At 72.4% G+C, this 22,984-nt stretch carries 19 protein-coding genes; 11 read left to right on the forward strand and 8 right to left on the reverse strand.

Annotated elements, in window-relative coordinates; genetic code table 11:
- The first annotated feature begins 260 nt into the window (after positions 1–260).
- The 4 genes from ACPA54_RS14890 to ACPA54_RS14905 all read left to right on the forward strand — a co-directional run bounded on the left by ACPA54_RS14890 (position 261) and on the right by ACPA54_RS14905 (position 5,335).
- A complete protein-coding gene (locus tag ACPA54_RS14890) occupies positions 261–1,067 on the forward strand; it encodes an SDR family NAD(P)-dependent oxidoreductase (RefSeq protein ID WP_423529756.1) in 807 nt (268 codons plus the stop codon).
- A 181-nt stretch (positions 1,068–1,248) separates the two neighbouring features.
- Complete coding sequence (locus ACPA54_RS14895; RefSeq protein WP_423529758.1) at positions 1,249–3,381, forward strand: MMPL family transporter; 2,133 nt, start codon at positions 1,249–1,251, stop codon at positions 3,379–3,381.
- On the forward strand, positions 3,378–4,655 hold the full coding sequence (locus ACPA54_RS14900) for a sensor histidine kinase (RefSeq protein WP_423529760.1): 1,278 nt from the start codon (positions 3,378–3,380) through the stop codon (positions 4,653–4,655). Before ACPA54_RS14895 ends, ACPA54_RS14900 begins: the two co-directional genes overlap by 4 nt.
- The gene (locus ACPA54_RS14905; protein ID WP_423529762.1) at positions 4,652–5,335 is read left to right on the forward strand and encodes a response regulator; all 684 of its coding nucleotides are present in this window, start codon (positions 4,652–4,654) and stop codon (positions 5,333–5,335) included. Before ACPA54_RS14900 ends, ACPA54_RS14905 begins: the two co-directional genes overlap by 4 nt.
- 16 nt (positions 5,336–5,351) lie before the next feature.
- Here ACPA54_RS14905 and ACPA54_RS14910 read toward each other — a convergent pair whose 3' ends face one another.
- The gene (locus tag ACPA54_RS14910) at positions 5,352–6,005 is read right to left on the reverse strand and encodes a TetR/AcrR family transcriptional regulator (RefSeq protein ID WP_423529764.1); all 654 of its coding nucleotides are present in this window, start codon (positions 6,003–6,005) and stop codon (positions 5,352–5,354) included.
- 116 nt (positions 6,006–6,121) lie between these two features.
- Between ACPA54_RS14910 and ACPA54_RS14915 the strand changes: the two genes are divergently transcribed.
- The 3 genes from ACPA54_RS14915 (at position 6,122) to ACPA54_RS14925 (ending at position 8,904) form a co-directional block, all read left to right on the forward strand.
- Positions 6,122–6,739, forward strand: coding sequence for an NADPH-dependent FMN reductase (locus ACPA54_RS14915; protein WP_423529766.1), 618 nt, complete (start codon positions 6,122–6,124; stop codon positions 6,737–6,739).
- 67 nt (positions 6,740–6,806) lie between these two features.
- Entirely contained in the window at positions 6,807–8,333 is a 1,527-nt protein-coding gene (locus ACPA54_RS14920; protein WP_423529768.1) for an MFS transporter, read from the forward strand.
- 10 nt (positions 8,334–8,343) lie between these two features.
- Entirely contained in the window at positions 8,344–8,904 is a 561-nt protein-coding gene (locus tag ACPA54_RS14925; RefSeq protein ID WP_423529770.1) for an NADPH-dependent FMN reductase, read from the forward strand.
- Here ACPA54_RS14925 and ACPA54_RS14930 read toward each other — a convergent pair.
- Together ACPA54_RS14930 and ACPA54_RS14935 are read right to left on the reverse strand one after the other, a co-directional pair.
- Positions 8,894–9,163, reverse strand: a complete 270-nt coding sequence (locus ACPA54_RS14930; protein ID WP_423529772.1) for a DUF2277 family protein — start codon at positions 9,161–9,163, stop codon at positions 8,894–8,896. The two genes, ACPA54_RS14925 and ACPA54_RS14930, sit on opposite strands and share 11 nt — an antisense overlap.
- Before the next feature lie 99 nt (positions 9,164–9,262).
- Positions 9,263–9,769: a winged helix-turn-helix transcriptional regulator gene (locus ACPA54_RS14935; protein WP_423529774.1), complete on the reverse strand. Its 507-nt coding sequence runs from the start codon at positions 9,767–9,769 to the stop codon at positions 9,263–9,265.
- A gap of 151 nt (positions 9,770–9,920) precedes the next feature.
- On the opposite strand from ACPA54_RS14935, the gene ACPA54_RS14940 reads away from it, so the two are divergent.
- Positions 9,921–11,066: an acetyl-CoA C-acetyltransferase gene (locus ACPA54_RS14940; RefSeq protein ID WP_423529776.1), complete on the forward strand. Its 1,146-nt coding sequence runs from the start codon at positions 9,921–9,923 to the stop codon at positions 11,064–11,066.
- Positions 11,067–11,160: 94 nt separating this feature from the next.
- Here the strand turns inward: ACPA54_RS14940 and ACPA54_RS14945 are convergent, their stop codons facing one another.
- The 3 genes from ACPA54_RS14945 to ACPA54_RS14955 all read right to left on the reverse strand — a co-directional run bounded on the left by ACPA54_RS14945 (position 11,161) and on the right by ACPA54_RS14955 (position 14,573).
- Positions 11,161–12,114 (reverse strand): branched-chain amino acid transaminase, encoded by a 954-nt coding sequence (locus ACPA54_RS14945; protein ID WP_423529778.1) that lies wholly within the window; start codon positions 12,112–12,114, stop codon positions 11,161–11,163.
- 159 nt (positions 12,115–12,273) lie between these two features.
- On the reverse strand, positions 12,274–13,677 hold the full coding sequence (locus tag ACPA54_RS14950; protein ID WP_423529780.1) for an aminotransferase-like domain-containing protein: 1,404 nt from the start codon (positions 13,675–13,677) through the stop codon (positions 12,274–12,276).
- Positions 13,678–13,832: 155 nt separating this feature from the next.
- A complete protein-coding gene (locus ACPA54_RS14955; protein ID WP_423529782.1) occupies positions 13,833–14,573 on the reverse strand; it encodes an anti-sigma factor antagonist in 741 nt (246 codons plus the stop codon).
- A gap of 397 nt (positions 14,574–14,970) precedes the next feature.
- On the opposite strand from ACPA54_RS14955, the gene ACPA54_RS14960 reads away from it, so the two are divergent.
- Positions 14,971–16,470 carry an amino acid permease gene (locus ACPA54_RS14960; RefSeq protein WP_423529784.1) on the forward strand — a complete coding sequence of 500 codons (1,500 nt, stop codon included), beginning with the start codon at positions 14,971–14,973 and terminating at the stop codon, positions 16,468–16,470.
- Positions 16,467–17,372, forward strand: a complete 906-nt coding sequence (locus tag ACPA54_RS14965; RefSeq protein ID WP_423529786.1) for a universal stress protein — start codon at positions 16,467–16,469, stop codon at positions 17,370–17,372. The genes ACPA54_RS14960 and ACPA54_RS14965 overlap by 4 nt, the downstream gene beginning before the upstream one ends.
- Before the next feature lie 4 nt (positions 17,373–17,376).
- Here the strand turns inward: ACPA54_RS14965 and ACPA54_RS14970 are convergent, their stop codons facing one another.
- Entirely contained in the window at positions 17,377–18,459 is a 1,083-nt protein-coding gene (locus tag ACPA54_RS14970; RefSeq protein ID WP_423529788.1) for an MBL fold metallo-hydrolase, read from the reverse strand.
- A 337-nt stretch (positions 18,460–18,796) separates the two neighbouring features.
- Between ACPA54_RS14970 and ACPA54_RS14975 the strand changes: the two genes are divergently transcribed.
- Positions 18,797–20,239 (forward strand): WGR domain-containing protein, encoded by a 1,443-nt coding sequence (locus ACPA54_RS14975; protein ID WP_423529790.1) that lies wholly within the window; start codon positions 18,797–18,799, stop codon positions 20,237–20,239.
- Between the two features lie 103 nt (positions 20,240–20,342).
- Here the strand turns inward: ACPA54_RS14975 and ACPA54_RS14980 are convergent, their stop codons facing one another.
- Positions 20,343–22,376 carry a phosphatidylglycerol lysyltransferase domain-containing protein gene (locus ACPA54_RS14980; protein ID WP_423529792.1) on the reverse strand — a complete coding sequence of 678 codons (2,034 nt, stop codon included), beginning with the start codon at positions 22,374–22,376 and terminating at the stop codon, positions 20,343–20,345.
- Between the last annotated feature and the right edge of the window lie 608 nt (positions 22,377–22,984).

The following is a 22,984-nucleotide window of genomic DNA, read 5'->3' on the forward strand; positions in this document are numbered from 1 at the left end:
AGGAGGTCGGCTACGGGGTGTCGCCTCAGTGTCGCATCTAATGGGGAAGCCGATGTGGGCACGTTAATCCGCCGGGCCGGGCGCCGGTAACGCGCCAACCGGGCGAAATTGCCGCTCGGTCGCCGGGGGTGGTCGGGGGCCGCCGCCGGGAAACGATCGTTTTCGTCCGGGGATGTTGTGGTTCGTTCGTGCCCGGGAACCCTGGCCGGGACGCCCGGAGATTCCGCGCCGGGCGGCTATCACCCCCCAGGAGGAGAGCCATGCAGCGTTTCACCGACCGCAAGGTCCTGGTCACCGGCGGTGGATCGGGCATCGGGCAGGCGACCGTGCTGCGGCTGCTGGCGGAGGGCGCCACGGTCGCCGCGGCGGACATCGCGCAGCCGGGCCTCGACGACACCGCGGCGAAGGCGGACCGGGCCGGTGCCGAAGGGCGGCTGGTCACCATCGTGGTGGACATCGGCGACGAGGAGTCGGTCCGTGCGTCGGTGCCCGCCGCCATCCGCGACCTCGGCGGGCTCGATGTGCTGGTCAACGCGGCCGGGATCCTGCGGTCGGTGCACACCGAGCAGATGACGCTGGACGCCTGGAACCAGGTCATCGGCGTCAACCTCACCGGCACCTTCCTGGTCACCCGTGAGGCGCTGCCCGCGCTGCTCGCCACCGGCGGCGGCGTGGTGGTCAACTTCAGCTCCACGTCGGCGTCGTTCGCGCACCCCTATATGGCGGCGTACGCGGCGAGCAAGGGCGGCGTGCAGTCGTTCACCCACGCCATCGCCGCGGAGTACGCCAAGCAGGGCCTCCGCGCCGTGTGCGTCGCGCCGGGATCGATCAGCAGCGGCATGACCGACGCGTCCGGCAAGAGCGGCCAGAGCCTCGGCCCGGGCCTGCCCGCGGACGCCGACATGGCGCTGTTCGCCAAGCTCACCCCGGCGATCAACCCCGACAACACCCAGTTCGGCTTCGCCGGGCCGGAGCGCATCGCCGGTGTCATCGCGATGCTCGCCTCGGACGACGGCGCGTTCGTCACCGGCACCGAGATCCGTGTCGACGGCGGCACCCACATGTGACCCGACTACCGCGCGCCGCCGTGGTTACTCCGCCGGGAGTACTGCCCCGCGGAGTAGCCGCCCGGCCGCGCCACCCGCCGCAGTACCCGCCCAATCGGTCGCCCGCCCGACGAACCGATGCCTTTCCGCCGGAAGCCTGGACAGCAGGAAATCCACCGGCCGACGCGGAAGGCGGGCGCTCATGGAAGCGCGGGAACGACCGGCATCACCACCGAGCACGGCACCCCCGTCCCGCACCACGGGGCAGCGGAAATGGCTGTGGGGGACGCTCGCCGTGTGGGTCCTCCTCGTGGTGGCCCTCGGCCCCCTTGCGGGCAAGCTCAACGGCGAGCAGAAGAACGACGCGGTGTCCTACCTGCCCGCCGGCGCGCAGTCGACGAAAGTCGCCGACGTCCTCGCCGACCTGCCCGGCGGCAGCACCACCGACATCGCCGTGGTCTACCACCGCGACAGCGGCCTGACCCCGGCCGACCGCGACGCCGCCGACGCGCAGGCCCGCGAGATCGCCGCCGAATTCCAGGCCGTCGGCGGCCAAGCACCACCGCCCGCGGCCGCGCACGACGGCCGGACCGCCGTCTACACCTTCCAACTCGGGGAGAGCGCCGGACTGCGCGCCGACGTCGTCGACGACGTCCGCGCCCTGACCGAGCACCACCCCGCGGGGCTGGACGTCCTGGTCGGCGGCCCCGGCGCGACCGGCGCGGACATGGACGAAGTGTTCGGCTCCCTCGACGGCACGCTCATGCTGGTCACCGTCCTCGTCGTGACCGTGCTGCTGATCGCCACCTACCGCAGCCCGTTCCTGTGGCTGGTGCCGCTGCTGTGCGTCGGCGTCGCCGCCGCGGCGTCCCGCGGACTCACCTACCTGCTGGTCAAAGCCACCGGTCTGACCGTCACCGGGCAGAGCGGCGGCATCATGACCGTCCTCGTGTTCGGCGCGGGCACCGACTACGCGCTGCTCCTCATCGCCCGCTACCGCGACGAACTGCGACGCACCGAACGCCCCTACGACGCCATGCGCATCGCCCTGCGCGGCTGCGGCCCGGCGCTGCTCGCCTCCGCGGGCACCGTCGTCGCCGGCCTGACCTGCCTGCTCGCCGCCGACATGAACAACATGCGCGGCCTCGGCCCGGTCGGCGCCGTCGGCGTGGTCAGCGCCCTCGTGGTGATGACGACCCTGCTCCCGGCCGCCCTCGTGCTGCTCGGACGCCGGGTGTTCTGGCCGCTGATCCCCGCCTACGGCACCCAGGACAAGCCGCGGCGCAGCGCCTACGCCCGCATCGGCGTCTTCGTCGCGCGCCGCCCCGCCGGCATCCTCGTCGGCGGCGGCATCCTCCTGGGCGCGCTCGCCTTCGGCACCCTGGCCATGCCCGGCAACCTCAACCTCGCCGACGGCTTCACCAAGACCCCCGAGTCGGTCAGCGCGGCGAAGGTCATGGCCCAGGCGTTCCCGGAACGCGGCAGCCAGCCGATCGACGTCATCGCCCCGGCCGGCCGGGCCGCCGACGCCGTCGCCCGCGCCGCCGCCACCGAGGGCGTGGCGGACGCCCGGCTCGGCCGCTCCGCGGACGGCTGGACCGAGATCACCGTGCACGCCAAGGACCGCCCGGAATCCGCGGGCGAACGTGCCACCGTCGAACGGCTCCGCGACCGGCTCGACGCCGTCCCGGGCGCCGCCGTCGGCGGCCAGACCGCGCAGCGCATCGACCAGGAGCACGCCAACGCCCGCGACCGCATGGTGGTCGTGCCGCTGGTCCTCGCCGCGGTGCTGCTCATCCTGGTCGCGCTGCTGCGCAGCCTGGTGGCGCCGCTGATCCTGGTGTCCGCGGTGGCGCTGGTGTGGGGGGCCGCGCTGGGGCTCGGCGCGCTGGTCTTCGAGCCGGTGTTCGGGTTCGCCGGCGTCGACCCGGCGCTGCCGCTGCTGACCTTCGTGTTCCTCGTCGCGCTCGGCGTCGACTACGGCATCTTCCTGATGCACCGCATGCGCGAGGAAGTGCACGCCGGACTGCCGGCCGAGCGGGCCGTGCTGCCCGCGCTCACCTCGACCGGCGGGGTCATCGCGTCGGCCGGGTTCGTGCTCGCCGCGACGTTCTCGGTGCTGACCGTGCTGCCGCTGGTGCTGCTCGTCGAGGTCGGCTTCGTCATCGCCGTCGGGGTGCTGCTCGACACCTTCGTGGTGCGGACGTTCCTGGTCACCGCGGCAAGCCTGCTGCTCGGCCGCCGCGTGTGGTGGCCGGGTCCGTTGGCCAAGTCCCGCCCGGAGGTGCCGGCGGCGACCCGTCCGGACGACCGGTCGCCCATGATGGCCGGGTGAAAAGCCTCCGCGAACAGGCGAGCAGGGCGTCCGCCGACGCCCTGCTCGCCCTTGCTCTCGCCTTCGGTTCGGCAGGTGCGGCGCTCCGCTGGCCCGGCGACCGGCCTACCGACGGCCTCGGCATCGCCCTGCTGATGACGGCGAACCTGCTGGTGGCGTTCCGGCGGTGGCGCGCGGGTTGGACGCTCGTCGCCGTGATCGCGGTGATCCTGCCGTACCACATCCTCGGCTACCGGCACGAGGCCGCGGTGCCCGGCGCGCTGCTCGCGCTGGGCAGCTTCGCCGCCGAAGTCCGGCGGACGAAGGCGCTGCTCGTCGGCCTCGGCCTGGCGGTCATCGGGCTGTCCAGCATGATCTACATCCAGGACGGCCGCATCGACGCCGGACACCTCGGCGCGGCCGGCTGGATCTTCGCCTCGGCGGTCGCCGGGCAGGCGTGGCGCGCCAACAAGAACTACGTCGGCTCGATCATCGACCGCGCGGAACGCGCCGAACGCACCCGCGAGGAAGAGGCCCTGCGCCGGGTCGCCGAGGAACGGGTGCGCATCGCCCGCGACCTGCACGACGTGCTGGCGCACAGCATCACGCTGATCGGCGTCCAGGCCGGGGTCGCCGCGCACTTGGCCCGCCGGCCGCAGCCCGAAGGGCCGGTGCTGGCCGACGCGCTGGAGACCATCGCGGACAGTTGCCGGGCGGCGCGCGCCGAGGTGCGGGCGACGTTGCGGGTGCTCCGCGACGAGGGCGAGGAACCGGAGCACGGCGCCGTGCCGGGGCTGTCCGGGCTCGCCGACCTGGCCGACGCGGTGCGGGCGACCGGACTGGAGGTCGCGCTGGCGGTGCAGGTGGAGCCGGGCGAGGTGGGGCCGGCTGTCGGGGTGGCGGCGTACCGGATCGTGCAGGAGGCACTGACCAACGTCGTGCGGCATGCGAAGGCCGACCGGGTGCGGGTCGACGCGGTGCGCGAAGGCGGGACGCTGCGGCTGACCGTCGTCGACGACGGCGTGGGCACCGTCGCCCGGCACGGCGAAGCGGCGGACGGGGCGGGGGGCTTCGGGATCCTCGGGATGTCGGAACGGGCGCGGAGCGTCGGCGGGATGGTGAGCGCCTGGCCCGGAGAAGACGGCGGATTCCGGGTGGAGGCGTGGCTGCCCGTCGGCGACGCCCGGCCGGACGAAGGACCGGTGCCTAGGGTGGGGCATGCCGGGGCCGTGCCGCCGTCCCGTCCCGGTGCGGGAACTGCTCCCCTGTCCCCTCGTGATCCGGAGGTCCGATGACGAACCCGCTGCGGGTCCTGCTGGCGGACGACCAGACACTGGTGCGTTCCGCGTTCGCGATGCTGGTCGCGTCCGCGCCCGACATGGACGTGGCCGGTGAAGCCGAGAACGGCCTGCGCGCCGTCGAAATGACCCGCGAACTGCGGCCCGACGTCGTGGTGATGGACATCCGCATGCCCGGCCTGGACGGCATCGAGGCGACCCGGCGGATCGCCGAGGCGCCGGACCTCGCCGACGTGCGGGTGCTGGTGCTCACCACGTTCGACGACGACGAGAACGTGCTGGCCGCCCTGCGCGCGGGCGCCGCCGGGTTCCTGGTCAAGGACACCCGCCCCGCCGAGCTCCTGGACGCCATCCGCGTGGTGGCCGCGGGCGACGCCCTGCTGTCGCCCGGTCCGACCGCGCGGCTGATCGCCCGCGTCGTGCGGCTGCCCGACGCGGTGTCCGTGCCGGGCGGCGCCGCCGGGAAACGGCTCGACGAACTGTCGGCGCGCGAACGCGAAGTCCTCGCGCTGGTCGGCCGCGGACTCAACAACGCGGAGGTCGCGGGCGTGCTCGACCTGAGCCCGCTGACCGTGAAGACGCACGTCAGCCGGGTCATGGGCAAGCTGCGGGTCCGCGACCGGCCGCAGCTCGTGGTGGCGGCCTACGAGTCGGGGCTGGTGCGGCCGGGGGAGTAGCGGCCGCGGCGCCGCCTCAGGTGCGGCGTTCGTAGGCGCGGATGAACACCCGCACCCCGGCGTCGACGAGAGCGTCCTGTTCCGCCGGGTCCAGCGGCCGGGCGCCGGAGAAGCTGCGGGCGCCGACCTCGCTGCCGGCCAGCAGCATCAGGTGTGAGGCGGCCTGGAGGGGATCGGGGACGTCCAGCAGACCGGCGTCGTCGAGTGCGGCGAGGCGGTCCGCCAGCGCCTGCTGCACCGGGCGGGGGCCCGCGTCCTGCCACGCGTCCAGGACCTCGTCCGACAAGTGCAGGACTTCGGCCTGGATCTGCCGGACGACGGCGAAGTGGTCGGGGAAGTCGCGGCGCGACCCGACGAGGGCGCGGGCGAACGCGCGCAGGTCGCGGTCCAGATCGGTGACGTTACCCAAGTACCGCTCGACGACGGCCAGATGCGTCTCCCGGACGCGCGCCGCGCTCTCCGCGATGACGGTGCGGAACAGCTCGTCCTTGTCGGTGAAGTGGTTGTAGATGGTCCGCGTGGAGACGTCCGCTTCCTTGGCGATCTCGCCGATGCTCGCGCGCGTGTACCCCTCGCGGCCGAAGACGCGCAGGGCGCCGTCGGTGATGGCCTGGCGCTTCTCGCGGAGGCCGCGCCGGGGGCGGGCGGCGGACGCGGTCGGTTCGCTCATGAGGCAGCTCCTCCAAGAAAAGTGCAATGGTCGTTGTAATGAGTGCAATGCACGTTGTACTTTACCTGAGGCGAAGGCGGAACGGCCGCCTGCCGCCGACAACCGAGGAGCACGCCATGACCGCGATCACCAGCACCACGCCCACCACCGCAGCTGCCGCCGCCGGTCCGCTTCGGATGGTCGTCGTGGTCGGCAGCAACCGCGACGGCCGCATCGGCGGCGTCGTCGCCGACTGGTTCGTCGGGCAGGCGCGGGCCGGTGGGTGGGAGGTCGACGTCGTCGACCTGGCCGACACTCCGCTGCCCGCCGCGATCCTCCCTCCGGGCACGTCGGATGCGCCCGAAGTCGTCGGCCTCGGGGAGCGCTTGGCGGCGGCGGACGCGTTCGCCGTGGTCACACCGGAGTACAACCACAGCTTCCCCGCGGTGCTCAAGCACGCGATCGACCTGTTCCGCGAGGAGTGGCGCGCCAAGCCGGTGGCGTTCGTGTCGTACGGCGGAATGGGCGGCGGCCTGCGCGCGGTCGAGCAACTGCGGCTGGTATTCGCCGAACTGCACGCGGTGTCGATGCGCGACTCGGTGAGCTTCCACGGGGTGTGGAGCCTGTTCGACGAGGACGGCGTGCCCGTCGACCAGGCCGGGACGAACGCGGCGGCCAAGGGCATGCTCGGGCAACTGGACTGGTGGGGGCGGACGTTGCGGGAGGGCCGCGCGGTCCGGCCGTACGACGTGTGATCGGTCGCCGTCCGCTGCTCGTCTTCCGACTCGTCTGTGCTTGGGGGGTTCCGCCATGTCTGCGCACATGCTGAGGACGTCTGTGCGGCCGCGGGGTGCCGCTGCCGAGGCGGCGCGCCCGCGTCCCGGTCTTGCTCTCGCCGTCGTGCTGTTCGGATATCTCGTGCTGCCGATGGCGATGTCCGGCACGACGGTGGCGGTGCCGCGGATCGGCGCCGATCTGGGGGCCTCGGGCCCGGCGCTGCAGTGGATCGTCACCGGTTACTTCCTCGCCGCGTCGTCGTTCATGCTGGTGGCGGGATCTCTGGGGGACCTGTTCGGGCGGCGTCGCCTGTACCGGATCGGCGCGTTCGTCTACCTGGCGGGCAGCTTCGCGGCTGCCGCCGCGCCGAGCATCGTGGTCCTGGACGCCGCGCGGATTCTCACCGGGCTCGGGGGCGCCGGGGTGATGGCGGGCGGCGGCGCGATCCTGGCGACCACGTTCACCGGAGCGGCGCGGACCCGGGCGTTCGCGGCGATGGGGACGACGTCGGGTATCGGGCTGGCGGCCGGGCCGACGACGGCGGGGTGGCTGGTCGAGGCGCTGGACTGGCGGATGACGTTCGCGCTGTTCGGGACCGCCGGGCTGGTTCTGGCCGCGGGGACGTGGGCGCTGGCGGAGTCGAAGGCGGAGACCCGTCCGACGGTCGACCGCGCGGGGATCGCCACGTTCATAGGCGGGCTGGTGCTGGTCATGTTCGCCATCACGCAGGGGTCGCAGGCCGGCTGGGGGAGCGCGCGAGTGGTGCTGCCGGCGGTCGCCGGGATGGGGTTGCTGGCCGGGTTCGTGGTCGTGGAACGGCGTGTGGCGCGGCCGATGCTGGACCTCCGGTTGCTCAAGAACCGGCGGTTCACCGGGTGGCTCCTGGCGGCGCTGACGGTGACGGCCGGTTTCGGCGGACTGCTGGCGAACCTGCCGACGTTCTTGCAGGCCGTCAATGGTGCGAGCACGGGCGAGGCGGGGCTGACGATGCTGCTGCCGACGGTTCCGGTGCTGGTCATGCCGACGGTGTCGGCGCGGCTGGTGGCACGGGGCGTGGTGGCTCCACGGACGCTGGTCACCGCGGCGCTGCTGCTCATCGCCGCGGGCAACGCGTGGCTGACCGTGCTGCACCCGGGCATCGGGGCCCTCGGCTTGGCCGGGCCGCTGGTGACGGTCGGGGTCGGGATGGGGCTGTCCCCCGGGATGATCGACGCGCAGGTGATGGACCAGGTGGAGCCGTCCCGGGCCGGGATGGCGGCCGGACTGCTCAACACGGTGCGCGGCACGACGCAGGCGCTCACGCTGGCCGTGTTCGGCTCGGCGTTGATCAGCGTGCTGCGCTCGCACGTCGGCGGGGCGGCGGACCGGGTGGCGACGGGCGACTTGCCGTCCGGCGCGGAGCGGATGCGCATGGCCGCGGAGTTGAGCAGCGCGTGGCACACGGTCGCGGTGGGCGTGGCGGGGGTTGTCGTGATGGGCGCGGTGGGTGTGTGGATCCTGTTGGGAAACGCCACACGCGCGTCCCGGACGAGGGACTTCGCAGGCCGGACCGCGGCGTCGGACCGCCCGTAGCATCGGCCCCATGACCACGAATCCCGTCCGCGTCCTGCTGATCAGCAGCAGTCTCCGCGCCGGAGCCGGCAGCACCAGTCTGCTGCAGACGGTGCCGGAAGTCGTCAATCCCGCGGAGGTCCGGGCCGACATGTACTTCGGCATGGCCGCCCTGCCGCACTTCAACCCGGACGACGACTTCGACCCTGTGCCCCCTCCCGTCGCCCGGCTGCGCGCCGCGATCGCCGAAGCCGACGCCCTGCTCTTCGCGACGCCGGAGTACGCCGGCAACCTCCCCGGCTCGTTCAAGAACCTGCTCGACTGGACGGTCGGCAGCAACGACATCGGCGGCAAACCCTGCGCGTGCCTCAACACCGCGGCACCCGGCCGCGGCGGCGGCGCGGACGCGGCTCTGCGCGGCGTCCTCGGCTACACCGACGCGGACCTCGTCGCCGACGCAAGCGTGCGGATCTCGGTAGGCCGCGACGCGATCGACACCGAGCACGGGACGGTCTCGGACCCGGATGCGCGCAAGGCCCTGGCCGCCGCGGTCGAAACACTCGTCGCGTACGTACGCGGCGTCAGGCCGTAGCGGCCTCGACGGCTTCGGCCGCCTTGCGGCGGAGCGGCGGCAGCGTCGGGGGCGGCTGCTTGCGGGGCGGGAGTTCGCCGAGCAGTTCGGTGGCCGCCGCGGTGACCGCCGTCACCGCCCGTTCGAACGCTTCTTCGGTGGCCGCGGACGTCTTCTGCACACCGCTGATCTTGCGGACGAACTGCCGCGCCGCCGCCTCGATCTCCTCGGCGGTGGCGGCCGGCTCCAACCCGCGCAGTGTCGTGATGTTCCTGCACATGCCAGCCAGCCTAAAACGCCGGACGGACAACGGCAGGGCACCGCACGGCCGGGGGACCGACCGCCTGTAGCAGCCCCGGCTCCCGCACCGCTTCGCTTCTCAGCCGCTCTCCGCTGCGGCCACCGGTCCCCGCCGGTCCCACCCCGCCGCCCGCACGTGCGCATGGACCGTCCCCGGGACCGCCTCCTCCCCGCACGTCCCGCACATCAGTGCCGGGGCGAACTCGTGGTCCTGGTGGGTGTACGCCACCGGTGGTTCCTCGCTCACCCACCGGTCGCCCCACGCCGCCAGCATCTGCAGCACCGGGAGGAGGTCCGTGCCGGGCGCGGTGAGGTGGTACTCGAAGCGCGGCGGGCGGTCCTGGTACGGGCGGCGTTCCAGGACGCCGACCGCTTCGAGAGACCGCAGCCGGGTGGTGAGGATGTCGCGTGGTGCGCCGGTGTTGCGGGCGATGGCGTCGAAGCGCCGGTTGCCGAGGGCGACCTCGCGGACCGCGAGGAGGGCCCACTTCTCCCCGACCAGGGCCAGCGCGGCCGCGATCGAGCACGGCCGCCCGGGAGTCTGCGGATGCGGGAGGCGCGGCGCGGCCGAGGCGAGGGAATCCATGCCACAAGGTTGTCATTTCCAACCCACTGGCGCTACCGTCGGACACGTGGTGAGTTGGATTTTCCAACCATCAACCACCCGCAGCACCTTCATGCCGTGACCCGGCTCCTGCCGCCGGCTCGCGGACCGTCCGTCCGAAAGGCGGCACACCATGACCGAGGCGTACATCGTCGACGCCATCCGCACCCCCGTCGGCAAACGCAACGGCGCCCTCGCCGACGTCCACCCCGCCGACCTGGGCGCGCACATCCTGGGCAGCCTCGTCTCGCGCACCGGCATCGACCCGGCCGCGGTGGACGATGTGATCTTCGGCTGCCTCGACGTCATCGGCCCGCAGGCGGGCAACATCGCGCGGACGTCCTGGCTGTCCGCCGGCCTCCCGTCCTCGGTGCCCGGCACCACCATCGACCGCCAGTGCGGCTCGTCCCAGCAGGCCGTGCACTTCGCCGCGCAGGCCGTGATGAGCGGCACCGCGGACGTGGTCGTCGCGGGCGGCGTGCAGAACATGAGCATGATCCCGATCTCCGCGTCGCTGCGCGCCGGACGCGAGTTCGGGTTCGCCAACCCCTACGACCGCGCGGTGGGCTGGCAGAAGCGCTTCGGCGGCCAGGAGATCAGCCAGTTCCGTGCCGCCGAACTGATCGCCGAGAAGTGGGGCATCTCCCGCGCCGAAATGGAGGAGTTCGCGGTCGCGTCGCACGAGCGCGCGCTGCGGGCCCGCGCCGAAGGCCGGTTCGACCGGGAGATCGTGCCGTTTCGGATCCGGGACGACGAAGGACCGCGCGTCCCGGACCGGGACAAGATCCGCTCGCTGCCCGCGCTGCGGCCCGACGGCCGGATCACCGCCGCGCTGGCCAGCCAGATCTCGGACGGCGCGTCCGCCACCCTGATCGTGTCCGAACGCGCGCTCCGCGAGCACGGCCTCACACCGCGCGCCCGCATCCACCACCTGACCGTGCTCGGCGACGACCCGGTGTACATGCTCACCGGTCCGATCCCGGCCACCGCCCGTGCCTTGGAACGCACCGGACTCACCATCGACGACATCGACGTCGTCGAGATCAATGAGGCCTTCGCGTCGGTCGTGCTCGCCTGGCAGCGCGAGATCGGCGCCGACCTCGCCAAGGTCAACGTCAACGGCGGCGCGATCGCCCTCGGACACCCGCTGGGCGCCAGCGGCACCAAGCTGTTCGCCACGATGCTCAACGAACTTGAGCGCACCGGCGGCCGTTACGGCCTCCAGACCATGTGCGAAGGCGGCGGCATGGCCAACGTGACGATCATCGAACGCCTCTGACCGTCCGGCCCTGACCTCCCACCGCCGGCGAGAACCCGCCCGCACCCGCGAGGGGCCGGGCGGGTTCCCGCGTTTCCCGTGGCGAGCCGGACGGTCAGTCTTCGACGTACGTCAGCCAGTGCGTGTAGCGCTCGTCGGTGCCGGTCACGGCGGCCTGGTAGCCGTCCTGGATCTTGCGGGTCACCGGCCCCGGGGCGAACGCGCGGCCGTCCATCTCGCCGACCGGCACCACGTCGGCGGCCGTGCCGCACACGAAGAGCTCGTCGGCGGTGTAGAGGTCGGAGCGCAGCAAATTCTCCACGCGCGTCTCCAGGCCGAGGTCCGCGGCGAGGGTCCGCACCGTGTCCATGGTCAGACCGCGCAGCGCGCCGGCGGAGGCGGGCGGCGTGTACAGGACGCCGCCGCGCACGGCGAAGATGTTGGCGGCCGTGCACTCGCTGACGTAGCCGTCCGCGTTGAGCAGCACGGCCTCGTCGTAACCCGCGTTGATCGCCTCGGTCTTGGCGAGCGTGGAGTTGAGGTACCCCGCGGTCGCCTTGGCGGCCGGCGGAAGCGCGTTCGGGTCGTTGCGCCGCCACGAACAGGTCTTCAGCCGGATGCCGCGCTCGGCTGCCTCGGCGCCCAGGTAGGCGCCCCACTCCCACGCCGCGATGGACACCGTCATCGGCGCGTCCGGGCGCAGCACCGGCCCCATGTCGCCGTAGCCGACCGCGGCCAGGTGCCGCAGGTAGCAGGAACCGATGGCGTTCGCGCGCAGCAGGTCGAGCGTCGCGGTGTGCAACTCGGCGACACTGTAAGGGAGTTCCATGCCGAGGATGCGCGCGCTCGCGCCGAGCCGGACGAGGTGGTCGTCGAGCCGGAACACGGCAAGCCCGCGCGGCGTGACATGCGCCCGGGTGCCCTCCAGCACGCCGGTTCCGTAGTGCAGGGCGTGGGTGAGGACGTGCACCTTGGCGTCGGCCCAAGGCACCAGTGCGCCGTCCATCCAGATCCAGTCAGCCTCGGGCAGTGCCACGGTCGCCTCCTCGCTCGCCGCGAAGTGGATCATTCATGCGCGGATAAATGGTCCACTTCCTTGAGTGGCACATTACGGCGCGGCTGAATAGTCCACTAGTCGTTGCCCGGAATATGGGACGGCGGATGCGGCCGATGACCCGAAGAGCGCGGGAAGCAACACCGGATGCCGGCGAACCGGCCGGTTCGGTCCTCAGCTCGCGCGGTGTGCGGCCCAGGCGGCCGCGAGCATGGCCACCGCTTCCGTCAGCACCGGCTCGGGCCAGGCGAAGCTCAGCCGGATGCGGTCGTCGCCCGCGCCGCTGCCCGGCGGTGCGAACACCGCGCCGGGCGAGACCGCGACGCCGTGCCGCATCGCGGTCGCGGCGAACTCCTCGCCGTCGGCGCCCGGCAGGCGCACCCAGAGCGACATGCCGCCCTGCGGCAACGTCCACGACCAAGACGGGAGTTGCTCGGCAAGCAGGCCGGCCAGGCAGTCGCGGCGGACGCGCAGCCGCTCCCGCCAGGCAGCCTGCCGGACCGCCGCGTCGGGGTCTGCCAGCAGGGCCACCGCGAGCCGCTGGTCGAGCGCCGAACTCGCCAGGTCCGTCCGCTGCTTCGCCACCGCGAGCGGCCCGAACACCTGCCGCGGCGCGGCGATCCAGCCGACCCGCAGGCCACCCCACAGGGTCTTGGACAGCGACCCCAGGCACACGGTGTGGTCGGGCGCGTAAGCCGCTGCCGACGCGACCGGGCCGGCGTCCTCGGCCAGCACCAGGTCGGCCAGCGTGCGGTCTTCGACCAGCAGGGTGTCCGCGTCCCGGACGATTCCGGCGAGGGCCTTGGCGCGGCGCTCGGCGGTCACCGAGCCGGTCGGGTTGTGCACGGGCATGGTGAACGCATAGGCGGGCCGGTGCTCGGCGACGGCTTCGGCGAACGCGGCGGGGGAGAAGCCGTAGCGGTCGCCGTGGACCGCGACCGGCACCCCGCCGAACCGTTCGATCGCGGCGAGCATCCCCGGATAGGTGGCGTGCTCGACGAGGACCCGGTCGCCGGGCTGCAGCAGCGCGTCGGCGACCAGGTGGAGTGCCTGCTGGGCGCCCGAGGTCACCAGCAGCAGGTCGGGCCCGTACGCGCCCGGCGCGGCGTGCTCGGCGAGGAGCCCGCGCAGCCGGGAGTCGCCGAGGAACGCGTAGCCGTCCGCCGGGTGGGCGTCGAGCAGGTCCTCCACCGCCAGGTCGAGCCGCGGCAGCAGCGACGGGTCGGGCACCACCGATTTGGCGAGGTCGACGACCACGGTGCCCTCGCGCAGCCAGCGCCGGAAGATCGGCTGCGGCCCCGGCGCGGCGGCCCTGACGTAGGTGCCGCTGCCGTGCCGGCGCTCCACCAGCCCGGCGGCCGCCAACTGGTCGAACGCGGACGCGACCGTGCCGCGGCTGACGCCCAGTGCCGCGCCCAGCACGCGCTCGGCGGGCAGCCGGGTCGCGGGCCGCAGGTCGCCCGAACGGATCAGCGAGTCGAGGGCGCCGGCGAGGCGTTCGCCGCGCGACCGGCGCTCGTTGCGCCGGGGCCGCCGCAGCCGCTCGCCGACGAGCACGGCGAACCGATCGACGTCCACGCTGACTCCGTCCGTACCCGGCGCCCGGGCCGGGCTGCCGCCCGGCCGGGACGCGCGTCCCCGATCCGGGGCCGTGCCGTGTCCGGCCGCCGTTCGGCGCGGCGGCCGTTTTTCCGACCGCAGCGTACTCGGCCGCCGCTCGGGGGCCCGGCGGGTCAGTCCTCGGTCACGTCCACGAAGAAGCCGGTCATCTGCACCGGCTCGCCCGTCGCGTCGAGAGTCACTTCGCCGACCACGGCGACGGTGCGCGTGGTGCCGTCGGCGAGGAGCAGCCGGTGGCGCGAGGTGAACGGTTCGCCGTCCACGTCGCCGCCCGCGAAGGTCCGCGGACCGGGGGACTCGGCGGGATCACCCGCGCCTGTGCCCGCGGCCGAGCCGCCGGCCGCCGTGTCGTCCGGGTGCCTCAAGGAGAGCATCAGCCGGGTGCTCGGCCGGACGCTGTCCGGCGCGAGGCCGAGGATGCGGTACGTCTCGGGGGACCACCACCACGAGTCCGTCTGCAAGTTCCAGGTGTACGAGCCGGTCGGCAGCCCGGTGCCCGCGTCCAGCGCGGGCACCATGCGGCGCGGCACCGGCAGGATCCCGGTCAGCCCGGTGACCTCCAGCAGCCGCACGACCCGCGGCCCGGCCGCGACCAGGTCGAGCCGGCCGCCCGCGGCCATGGCACTGCGGCGCAGGCGTAACAGCATGTGGATGCCGCTGGAGTCCATGAAGTCCACGGCGGCCAGGTCCAACTCGACGCGGATGCGTCCGGCGGCGATCTGGTGCGCCGTCAGTTCCTCGATGCGGGGGCCGCTGTCCATGTCGATCTCGCCGCCGACGTGCACGCGGGCGCGATCGGGAGCGGGCACGGTGACCCGCACCGTGAACAAGGGCGGATTTGCGCCCGTGGTCACCAGGGCCTCCTCAGGTGGGTTCCGGAACTGTTCGTGCGCGGGGCGCGCGTGGCGAGGCGCGGCTCGGGCGCACCGGAACCGGCGGAGAGCCGGGCGGAGCGACGGCCGCGCGGGGACGGACGGTTCGGTCGGGACGGGATCCTGTGGCGGCAGGGTTTGGTGACGGCCTTGATGCTACGCCCGAACGGGCGTTTGCAGCCGCTGTTCGAGCGCTGTTCGGTCATCGAGTCCACGCCTTCCCCCCATCCCTTGAGGGAAATATGTCATCAAATACGGCGGGTTCGGTGAAAAGCCGCAACAATCGGGCAATGATTCGTTCTCGGGCGGTACCGCCGACGCCTCGCGCGTTCGGGTGACCCGGACCGAGCCGTTCGTCCGCACGCGCCGGGAGGTCCGCTTGTCCGTACACCAGCACGCGCCGCATGCGCCCCGCTGGGGGGTGCTGCGCACCAAACCGGTCGACGCGATCCTCGCGGAGAGCGGCCACGGCGGCGTCGATGGCACGGAAGGCACCGGCCTCAAAAGGACGATGGGTCTCCTGACCCTCACCTTCTTCAGCGTCGGTGCGACGCTCGGCACCGGCATCTTCGTGGTGCTCAGCGAAGCGGTGCCCAAGGCCGGACCCGCGGTCATGCTCTCCTTCGTCCTGGCTGCCGTCACCGCGCTGTTCTCGGCCCTGTCCTACGCCGAACTCGCGGGCACCATCCCGGTCTCCGGCTCGTCCTACTCCTACGCCTACGCCACCCTCGGCGAAGGCATCGCGTGGGTCTGCGGCTGGTGCCTCCTGCTCGAGTACGGCGTGTCGATCTCCGCCGTCGCCGTCGGCTGGGGCCAGTACGTCAACGAACTCCTCGACTCGGCCTTCGGCGTCAGCCTCCCGGCGGCCATCGCCAACCCGCCCGGCGAGAACGGCGGTGTCGTCAACATCCCCGCCGTCATCGTCGTCGCCCTGGCCACCGTGCTGCTGGTGCGCGGCGTGTCGGAGAGCGCCAAGGCGAACACCATCATGGTGTTCATCAAGCTCGCGACGCTCGCGTTCTTCTGCGCCGTCGCGTTCACCGCGTTCGACTCGGGCAACCTCGCCCCGTTCGCCCCGCTCGGCTGGGCCGGCGTGAGCGCGGGCGCGTCGCAGGTGTTCTTTTCCTACATCGGCTTCGACGCCGCCTCGACCGCGGGTGAGGAAGCCAAGAACCCGCGCCGCGACCTGCCCCTCGCGATCCTGTTCTCGCTGTTGATCGTGACCATCGTGTACGTCGTCGTCGCGCTCGCCGCCCTCGGCGCCATGCCCTGGACGGAGTTCGCCGACGCCGAAGCCACCCTCGCCAAGATCGTCACCGACGTCACCGGCGGCTCGTGGGCGTCGATCATCCTGTCCGCGGGCGCGATCATCTCCATCGCCTCGGTCGTCCTGACCGTGCTCTACGGCCAGACCCGCATCCTCTTCGCGATGTCCCGCGACGGCCTGATCCCGCCGATCTTCGCCAAGGTCGACCGCCGCACCCAGAGCCCCGTGCCGAACACGCTGATCACCGGCTTCTTCGTGGCCCTGATCGCCGCCGCGTTCCCGCTCAAATACCTGGCCGAAGCCACCAGCATCGGCACGCTGTTCGCGTTCGCCATCGTCAACATCGGCGTCATCGTGCTCCGCCGCACCCGGCCCGAGCTGCCGCGCAGCTTCAAGACCCCGCTGTTCCCGCTGACCCCCATCGCGGGCGTCGGCTTCTGCTGCTACCTCATCTCGCAGCTCTCCTCGAAGACCTGGGCGGTCTTCGCGGGCTGGCTCGCCGTCGGCGTGCTCGTGTACTGGCTGTACGGCTACCGGCATTCGCAATGGGGCGACAAGCCGCCCAAGACGTGGGACTCCGGCGACGGAGGAGTGCGGGAGCCGCAATCGTGAGCGGCCTGACCGTGCTGGTCGGCTGCATGGCCGACGAACGCGGCGACGACGCGGTCGCCTTGGCCGGCGCGGTCGCCCGGCAGGCCGGGGCCGAGGTCACCCTTGCGTACGTCCAGCCCGACAACTGGCCGGGCACCGGCGTGGGCGCCGTGGACGTGGAATGGGAGGCGTACCTGCGTGCCGAGGCGGACGCGGTGCTCGGCGGCGCGGAGCGCCGACTGCGCACCGTCGCCCCGGACGTGCGCTACGACCGCGTCGTCACCGCCCACCGCGGCAGCGGCCGCGGCCTCGGCGAACTCGCCGAACGCCGCGGCGCCGGCCTGGTCGTCATCGGCTCGGCCCCGCACGGGAAGCCGGGCCGCATCGCGGTCGGCAGCACCGCCGACCAGTTGCTGCACGGCTCGCCGGTCCCCGTCGCGCTGGCCCCCTGGGGTTACGCGGCCGCGGTGCCCGAACGCATCACCCGGACCACGCTGGCCTTCCACCGCTCCACCCGTTCGGCGGCCACGCTGAGCTGCGGCATGCTGCTCCGCGACCGGCTGGACACCGAGATGCGGCTGCTCACCGTGCTCGTCCGGCCGCCGCGGATGTACTCGGGCCTGCAGCACCGGGGCGTGGAAGAGCAGATGCTGCAGGTCGCCCGGGACCAGATGGCCGCGGACCTCGCCGAGGCGGAAGCCGACCTGCGCGTCGACGCGGTGTGCGAACTGGTCGAAGGCGACGATGTCGCGGCGGCCTTGTCGGAAGCGGACTGGGGCGACGAGGTGCTGGTCTGCTCGGCCACCGACGCGGGGCCGCTGACCCGGGTGTTCATCGGCGACGTGTCGCTGAAGATCGTGCGCTCGGCGCAGGTCCCCGTGGTGGTGTTCCCGCGGGGAGCCCGCCTGGACGGATGGCGCTGAGGCGCTACTTGCCGCGCACCGCCGCGATCGCCCGCCACCAGGCCTCCACCGGCTCCTTCAACGCCGGCTCCACGAACTGCCCGGGCCGCGGGACCGCCACGGCCACCCCGCGGCGTTCGCTCTCGGCCAGGACCCGTTCGGCCGGGGCGTGCCACGCATGCGGTGCCAGGTCGAACGTCCCCCAGTGGATGGGCAGCAGCACCGCACCCGTCAGGTCGATGTGCGCCTGCACGGCCTCCTCGGGGTCGAGGTGCACTTCCGGCCACGCGTCGCAGTACGCGCCCGCCTGGATCATCGTCAGGTCGAACGGCCCGTAGGCGTCCGCGATGTCCGCGAACCCCGGGAAGTAGCCCGTGTCCCCGCTGTGGAAAACCCGGTGCATCGGCCCCGACACCACCCACGACGCCCACAGCACCGTGCCCAGCACCCGCGCACCCCGATTGCAGTAGTGCCGCGCGGGCGTCGCGGTGAACTGGAGGCCGGCGATCTCCGCCGACTCGTGCCAGTCCAACTCCAGGATCCGCTCCGGAGGCACACCCCACCGCTCCAAGTGCGCCCCCAGCCCCAGCGGCACCGCGAACTGCGTGTCGCGGAGCGCCAGCGCCTTCACGGTCGCCATGTCCAGGTGGTCGTAGTGGTCGTGCGAGATGACCACCGCGTCGAGGTAGGGGAGTTCCGACCACCGCATCGGCATCGGGTGCAGCCGGGCGGGGCCGAACGCCGCCGACGGCGAGCAGCGCGTGCTCCACATCGGGTCGAACAGCACCCGGCGCCCGTCGATCTCGACCAGCACCGTGGCATGCCCCAGCCAGGTCGCCCGCAGCCCCGACTCGGGCCCGTCCGCGTAGTCCGCTGCGCGGCGCACCGTCAGCGGGATCTCGCCGGTCGGCCGGCGCAGCCCGGCCGCTTCGCGCTGCGCGCGCAGCATGAGGCGCACCGCACCGTCGGTGGAGCGCCGGGTCGGCACCGGATTGCGGAAGGCTCCGTCCACGAAATGCGGCGAACGCCGGACGCGAGCGAGGCGCTCCCCGGCGGGGCGGGCGCCCAGGGCTGCTGGCCACTGCGGCGCGAAGGCTTGCCCGGTCACACGGTCTCCTGCGTGGTACGGGGCGCCGACCCGGCCGCCAGGGGTACCGCACGGACCGTCGTCGCCGATCATCGGGATGGGGGGAGACTAACCCTCAGGCCACGGCTGAAACGTCGTCCACAGGGAGGGCCGTTCCGGGGGCCGTCCTCCGGGTGGAGTAGCCGATTCCGTCCTCCTCCCGGAGCCCAGCGCTTGTCGGCCTCGGCCTCTAGGCTCGTCGCATCGCCGCTCGGGAGTGACGGGATGTCAACTCCTCTATGTGCGGCGGCACTTCCCCAAAATCTGCGGAGATGTCTCCGATATCCCGTATTGCCGAGCAGCCGAGGAGAACGCGGCCATGACGGACTCGACCACGTACCTGGAACTGTCGGAGGACGGCGGAGGCTCGCACAAGTTCTACGAGGTCGTGGTCTCCGGCGCGGACGTGACCATCACGTACGGCCGTATCGGCGACTCCGGCAAGGCCACCACCAAGACCCACCCGACGGTTGCCAAGGCCGTCGCGGAAGCGGCCAAGAAGATCGGCGAGAAGAAGCGCAAGGGCTACGAGGAGGCCGTCCGCGGCGTCCGCAAGCGCCGCTCGGTCACCCGCCGCCCCTCGGTCCCGACCTCGTCCTCCTCGTCGCGCACCCCGTCCAACGTCAAGCGAGCCCCGGTGCTGTGGAAGTACAACTCCGGCTCCCCGGCCTTCGGCGTCTTCGTCGACGGCGACCGCGCCATGGTCGGCAACGAACGCGGCGACGTGTGGACGCTCACCCACGAGGGCGAGGTCGTCAACCGCTACAAGCTCCCCGACGGCGTGAAGTGCATCGTCGGCGACGACTCGTGGATCTACGCCGGCTGCGACGACGGCAACGTGTACGACATCGGCGGCAAGGCCCCGCGCGTGGCCTACGAGATCGCCGACGACATCGACATCTACTGGCTCGACATCCACGACGGCACCCTCGGCGTTTCCGACGCCAACGGCGGCATCACCGCGATCGACCACGAGGACGAGTCGCTGTGGGCGGAGAAGGGCCGCGGCACCGGCGCGTGGATGGTGCGCTGCGACGCCGACGGCATCTACCACGGCCACTCGGCGGGCGTGGAGATGTTCACCCGCTCCGGTGAGTTCAAGTGGCACCGGAAGACCCAGGGCTCGGTGCTGTTCGGCTGGCAGGAGCGCGACGACGTCTACGCGGGCACGTCGGGCAACAAGGTCCACCGCATCCGCAAGTCCGACGGCGAGATGCTCGCGACCTACGACTGCAACGCGTCGGTCTTCAGCTGCGCGACCGCACGCGACGGCGAGTACGTGTTCGCGGGCGACAGCTCCTCGTCGATCTACTGCTTCAAGGCGGACGGCACCCGGCTGTGGAAGCTGTCCACGGGCTGCGGTGCGGCGTACTCGATGCAGTACCACGAGGAACGCCTCTACATCGTGACCACCGGCGGCCAGCTCGCCTGCATCGACGTCAGCGAGGCGGCCATCCAGGCGGCCCAGGGCGGCACCGTGCCGCAGGTGCGCGACGTCAAGCTCGCGACGCTCGACGCGGTCGTGCCGACGAACGACGTCGAGACCACGAGCGACGCGGGCACCGGTGTCGTCGTCGAGTGCATCGAGACCAACGGCCGGCTGCGTGTGCACGTGGTGTCGGCGGGCTACGAGTCGGGCTGGAACGTGCAGTTCCCGAAGAACGTCCGGGTCGCCGGCGCCCGCTACGTCGTCGACGCGGTCCGCGAGTCCGGCCAGGGCGGCTTCTACCGCGCGCACGGCGAGATCAAGCGCCTGGTCTGACCCGATCCGAAGCCGCGGCGGCTCCGCGGGCAAAGGCCGAGGCCCGGCACCGATCTCCGGTGCCGGGCCTCGCCCGTCGTCCGCCGCCCGCTCGCCGCGGGCCTCAGTCCTTGCCGCTGTTGCGCCCGGCGTTGCCGCCCGCCTTGCTGCCGACCGGCTGCTTCGGCTCGGCCTCGTGTCCCGCGGCCCGGTCGGCCGCCGGGTCCGAGGGCTTGTCCGCGGGCTTCTCGCCCGCCTCATCCGACGGCTCACCCGAGGCCGTCCCCGACCCGCCGGACTTCCCGGTGGCCTTCGCCGTGGCGGCCTTCGCCTTGCCCGTGGCGGCCTTGGCCTTGCCCTTGACCTTCGCCGCCATGCTGCGCTGCGCTTCCGCGATGTGCGCGACCTTCTCCTCGTGCCGGCGGCCGAACAGCGACGGCAGGCTCGGCGCCTCGAGGAAGCCCTCCGCCCGCGCCGACGCCAGGCCGATGCGCGGCAGTTCGCTGGCCTTGCGGAAGCACAGGTAGCGCGGCTCCCAGATCGGCCGGTACTTGGCGTTCGCCCGGTACAGCGACTCGATCTGCCACCAGCGCGAGAAGAACGTCAGCACGGCCTTCCACAGCCGCAGCACCGGGCCGGCGCCGAGCTTCGAGCCGCGCTCGAAGACCGAGCGGAACATCGCGAAGTTCAGCGAGATCTGCTCGACGTCGAACTGCTTCGCCTGCGCGATCACGTCGAGGATCATGAACTCCAGCAGGCCGTTCTCCGACTCGCGGTCGCGGCGCATCAGGTCCAGCGAGATCCCGTGCGGGCCCCACGGCACGAAGCTCAGCACCGCGCGCAGCTTGCCCTCGTTGTCGGTGCACTCGACCATCAGGCAGCGGCCGTCGTCCGGGTCGCCGAGGCGGCCCAGCGCCATCGAGAAGCCGCGCTCGGTCTCGCCGTCCCGCCAGTGGTCGGCGAGGTCGAGCAGCTCGCTCATTTCCGCTATCGGGATGTCCTCGTGGCGGCGGATGCGCGTCGTGTACCCGGCGCGCTTCACCCGGTTGTACGCCTGCCGGACCACCCGCATCGCGCGGCCGTCGAGGCTGAACTCGTCGACCTCGACGATCGCCTCGTCGCCGAGTTCGAGCGCGTCGAGGCCGTGCCGGGCGAAGATGGTGCCGGCTTCCTCGCTGGCGCCCATGACGGCCGGGACCCACGCGTTCTCGCGGGCTTCCTCCAGCCACGGCTCGATGGCGCCGGGCCAGGCCTCCGGGTCGCCGATCGGGTCGCCGGACGCCAGCGACACCCCGCCGACCACGCGGTAGGCGACCGCGGCCTTGCCGCTCGGCGACCACATCACGGCCTTGTCGCGGCGCAGGGCGAAGTAGCCGAGCGAGTCGCGCTCGCCCCACTTGTCGAGCAGCTCGCGCAGCCGGACTTCGTCTTCGGCGCGCAGCAGCTCGGTGCCCTTGGGAGCGCGGAAGAGGACGTAGAGCACGAGGAGGAACAGGAGCGTCGCGGCGACGTTGATGACGATGTCGGTGGCGCGCGGGACCAGGATCTTGCTGTCGAACTCGGCGTCGCGGGCGAGCGTGAACAGCCGCAGGATCGTGTACCGGATCTTCGTGCCGGCCGACGCCTCGCCGATCTTGTCGGTGAGCGAGACGAGGACGGTGCCGAGGCCGACGATCAGGGCCAGGCCGGTCAGGGCGACCGCGCCGGCCTTGAAGACGTTGCCGTGCTCGCCGCGGGCGTAGAACTCGCGGCGGCTGAGCGCCAGCGCGATCACCGGGATCAGCGTGATGCCGGCGGAGATCCAGTTGAACGGGTGCTGCCGGAAGTCGGGCAGCGCCGCGAGCACCCACACGTAGAGCGCGAAGGTGGGCAGCATCAGGATCGCGGTGAACATCCACGCGACGCGTTTGCGGCGGTTCAGCATGACCGCGAGGAAGATCGCCAGCGATGCCGTGGTGAAGCTGGTGGTCAGCAGGAACGGCGTGAAGTACTCGCCGGAGTTGTGGTGCCGGACACGGTTGCGCAGCGGCACCATGATCGCGGACAGCAGGTCGAACGTCGCCACCAGCCGCAGGTACCAGATGAGCACCCGGGACGCGGCGTACTGGACGCGGTCCGCGCGGGTTGTCGGCTCGCAGGAGGGTTTGCTGCTGCTCATGCCCTCACCTCGGTGCCAAGGGCGTGAGGCTGGTGGAGGTTCATGGGGGACAGCTCCTCAAAGCGGGCATGCCGGTAGGGCGACGTCCCGCGGGGTCCGCGGCTTACCGGACCGGGCGGGGGATTTGTCCGCGATTCTGCGGACGCTACGAGCGTAGGACGCAACAGCCTGTCTGCTCGTGAGCACACAGATGTAATCGTCGTCATCCGCAAGGAGGATGCCCTATACGCCGTACGGAGTACCAGAGGGGGTCCGTACTCACTCGGCAGTACGCCGCGAAATACCGGCATCACGCAACATTCTCCCCCACATGCCGCCGCACCGCCGAAACCGTGCGTCGGCCGCCTGCATCGCCACCGTTCGGCGGGCGCCCCTCCCCGGATGCCCCCGAATGTCCGGCCTATGGAGCGGACGGTACGTACGACGCACCCCGAACGCGGAGGGTTGCATGCGTTTTTTCTCCGGATGATCCCCCGGATGCCGCGCCGGGCGTTTCCGGTCCTGCACATGCCGTCGGCCCGGCCCCGAAGCGGGGCCGGGGCGGCGGGGGGGGGGGGGTTGAAGAGCCCCCGGCGGCCCCCCCCCCCCGGGGGGCGGGGGGGGGCGCC

Origin of the sequence: Uniformispora flossi, from assembly GCF_049534875.1 — a bacterium.
Classification (GTDB): domain Bacteria; phylum Actinomycetota; class Actinomycetes; order Streptomycetales; family Streptomycetaceae; genus Yinghuangia; species Yinghuangia aomiensis.

What these genes read in the sequence shown, in the direction of transcription:
- ACPA54_RS14890 (WP_423529756.1), top strand. Translation starts at nt 261, where the DNA reads ATGCAGCGTTTCACCGACCGCAAGGTCCTGGTCACCGGCGGTGGATCG.
- ACPA54_RS14895 (WP_423529758.1), top strand. Translation starts at nt 1,249, where the DNA reads ATGGAAGCGCGGGAACGACCGGCATCACCACCGAGCACGGCACCCCCG.
- ACPA54_RS14905 (WP_423529762.1), top strand. Translation starts at nt 4,652, where the DNA reads ATGACGAACCCGCTGCGGGTCCTGCTGGCGGACGACCAGACACTGGTG.
- ACPA54_RS14910 (WP_423529764.1), bottom strand. Translation starts at nt 6,005, where the DNA reads ATGAGCGAACCGACCGCGTCCGCCGCCCGCCCCCGGCGCGGCCTCCGC.
- ACPA54_RS14915 (WP_423529766.1), top strand. Translation starts at nt 6,122, where the DNA reads ATGACCGCGATCACCAGCACCACGCCCACCACCGCAGCTGCCGCCGCC.
- ACPA54_RS14920 (WP_423529768.1), top strand. Translation starts at nt 6,807, where the DNA reads ATGCTGAGGACGTCTGTGCGGCCGCGGGGTGCCGCTGCCGAGGCGGCG.
- ACPA54_RS14925 (WP_423529770.1), top strand. Translation starts at nt 8,344, where the DNA reads ATGACCACGAATCCCGTCCGCGTCCTGCTGATCAGCAGCAGTCTCCGC.
- ACPA54_RS14930 (WP_423529772.1), bottom strand. Translation starts at nt 9,163, where the DNA reads ATGTGCAGGAACATCACGACACTGCGCGGGTTGGAGCCGGCCGCCACC.
- ACPA54_RS14935 (WP_423529774.1), bottom strand. Translation starts at nt 9,769, where the DNA reads ATGGATTCCCTCGCCTCGGCCGCGCCGCGCCTCCCGCATCCGCAGACT.
- ACPA54_RS14940 (WP_423529776.1), top strand. Translation starts at nt 9,921, where the DNA reads ATGACCGAGGCGTACATCGTCGACGCCATCCGCACCCCCGTCGGCAAA.
- ACPA54_RS14945 (WP_423529778.1), bottom strand. Translation starts at nt 12,114, where the DNA reads ATGATCCACTTCGCGGCGAGCGAGGAGGCGACCGTGGCACTGCCCGAG.
- ACPA54_RS14975 (WP_423529790.1), top strand. Translation starts at nt 18,797, where the DNA reads ATGACGGACTCGACCACGTACCTGGAACTGTCGGAGGACGGCGGAGGC.
- ACPA54_RS14980 (WP_423529792.1), bottom strand. Translation starts at nt 22,376, where the DNA reads ATGAGCAGCAGCAAACCCTCCTGCGAGCCGACAACCCGCGCGGACCGC.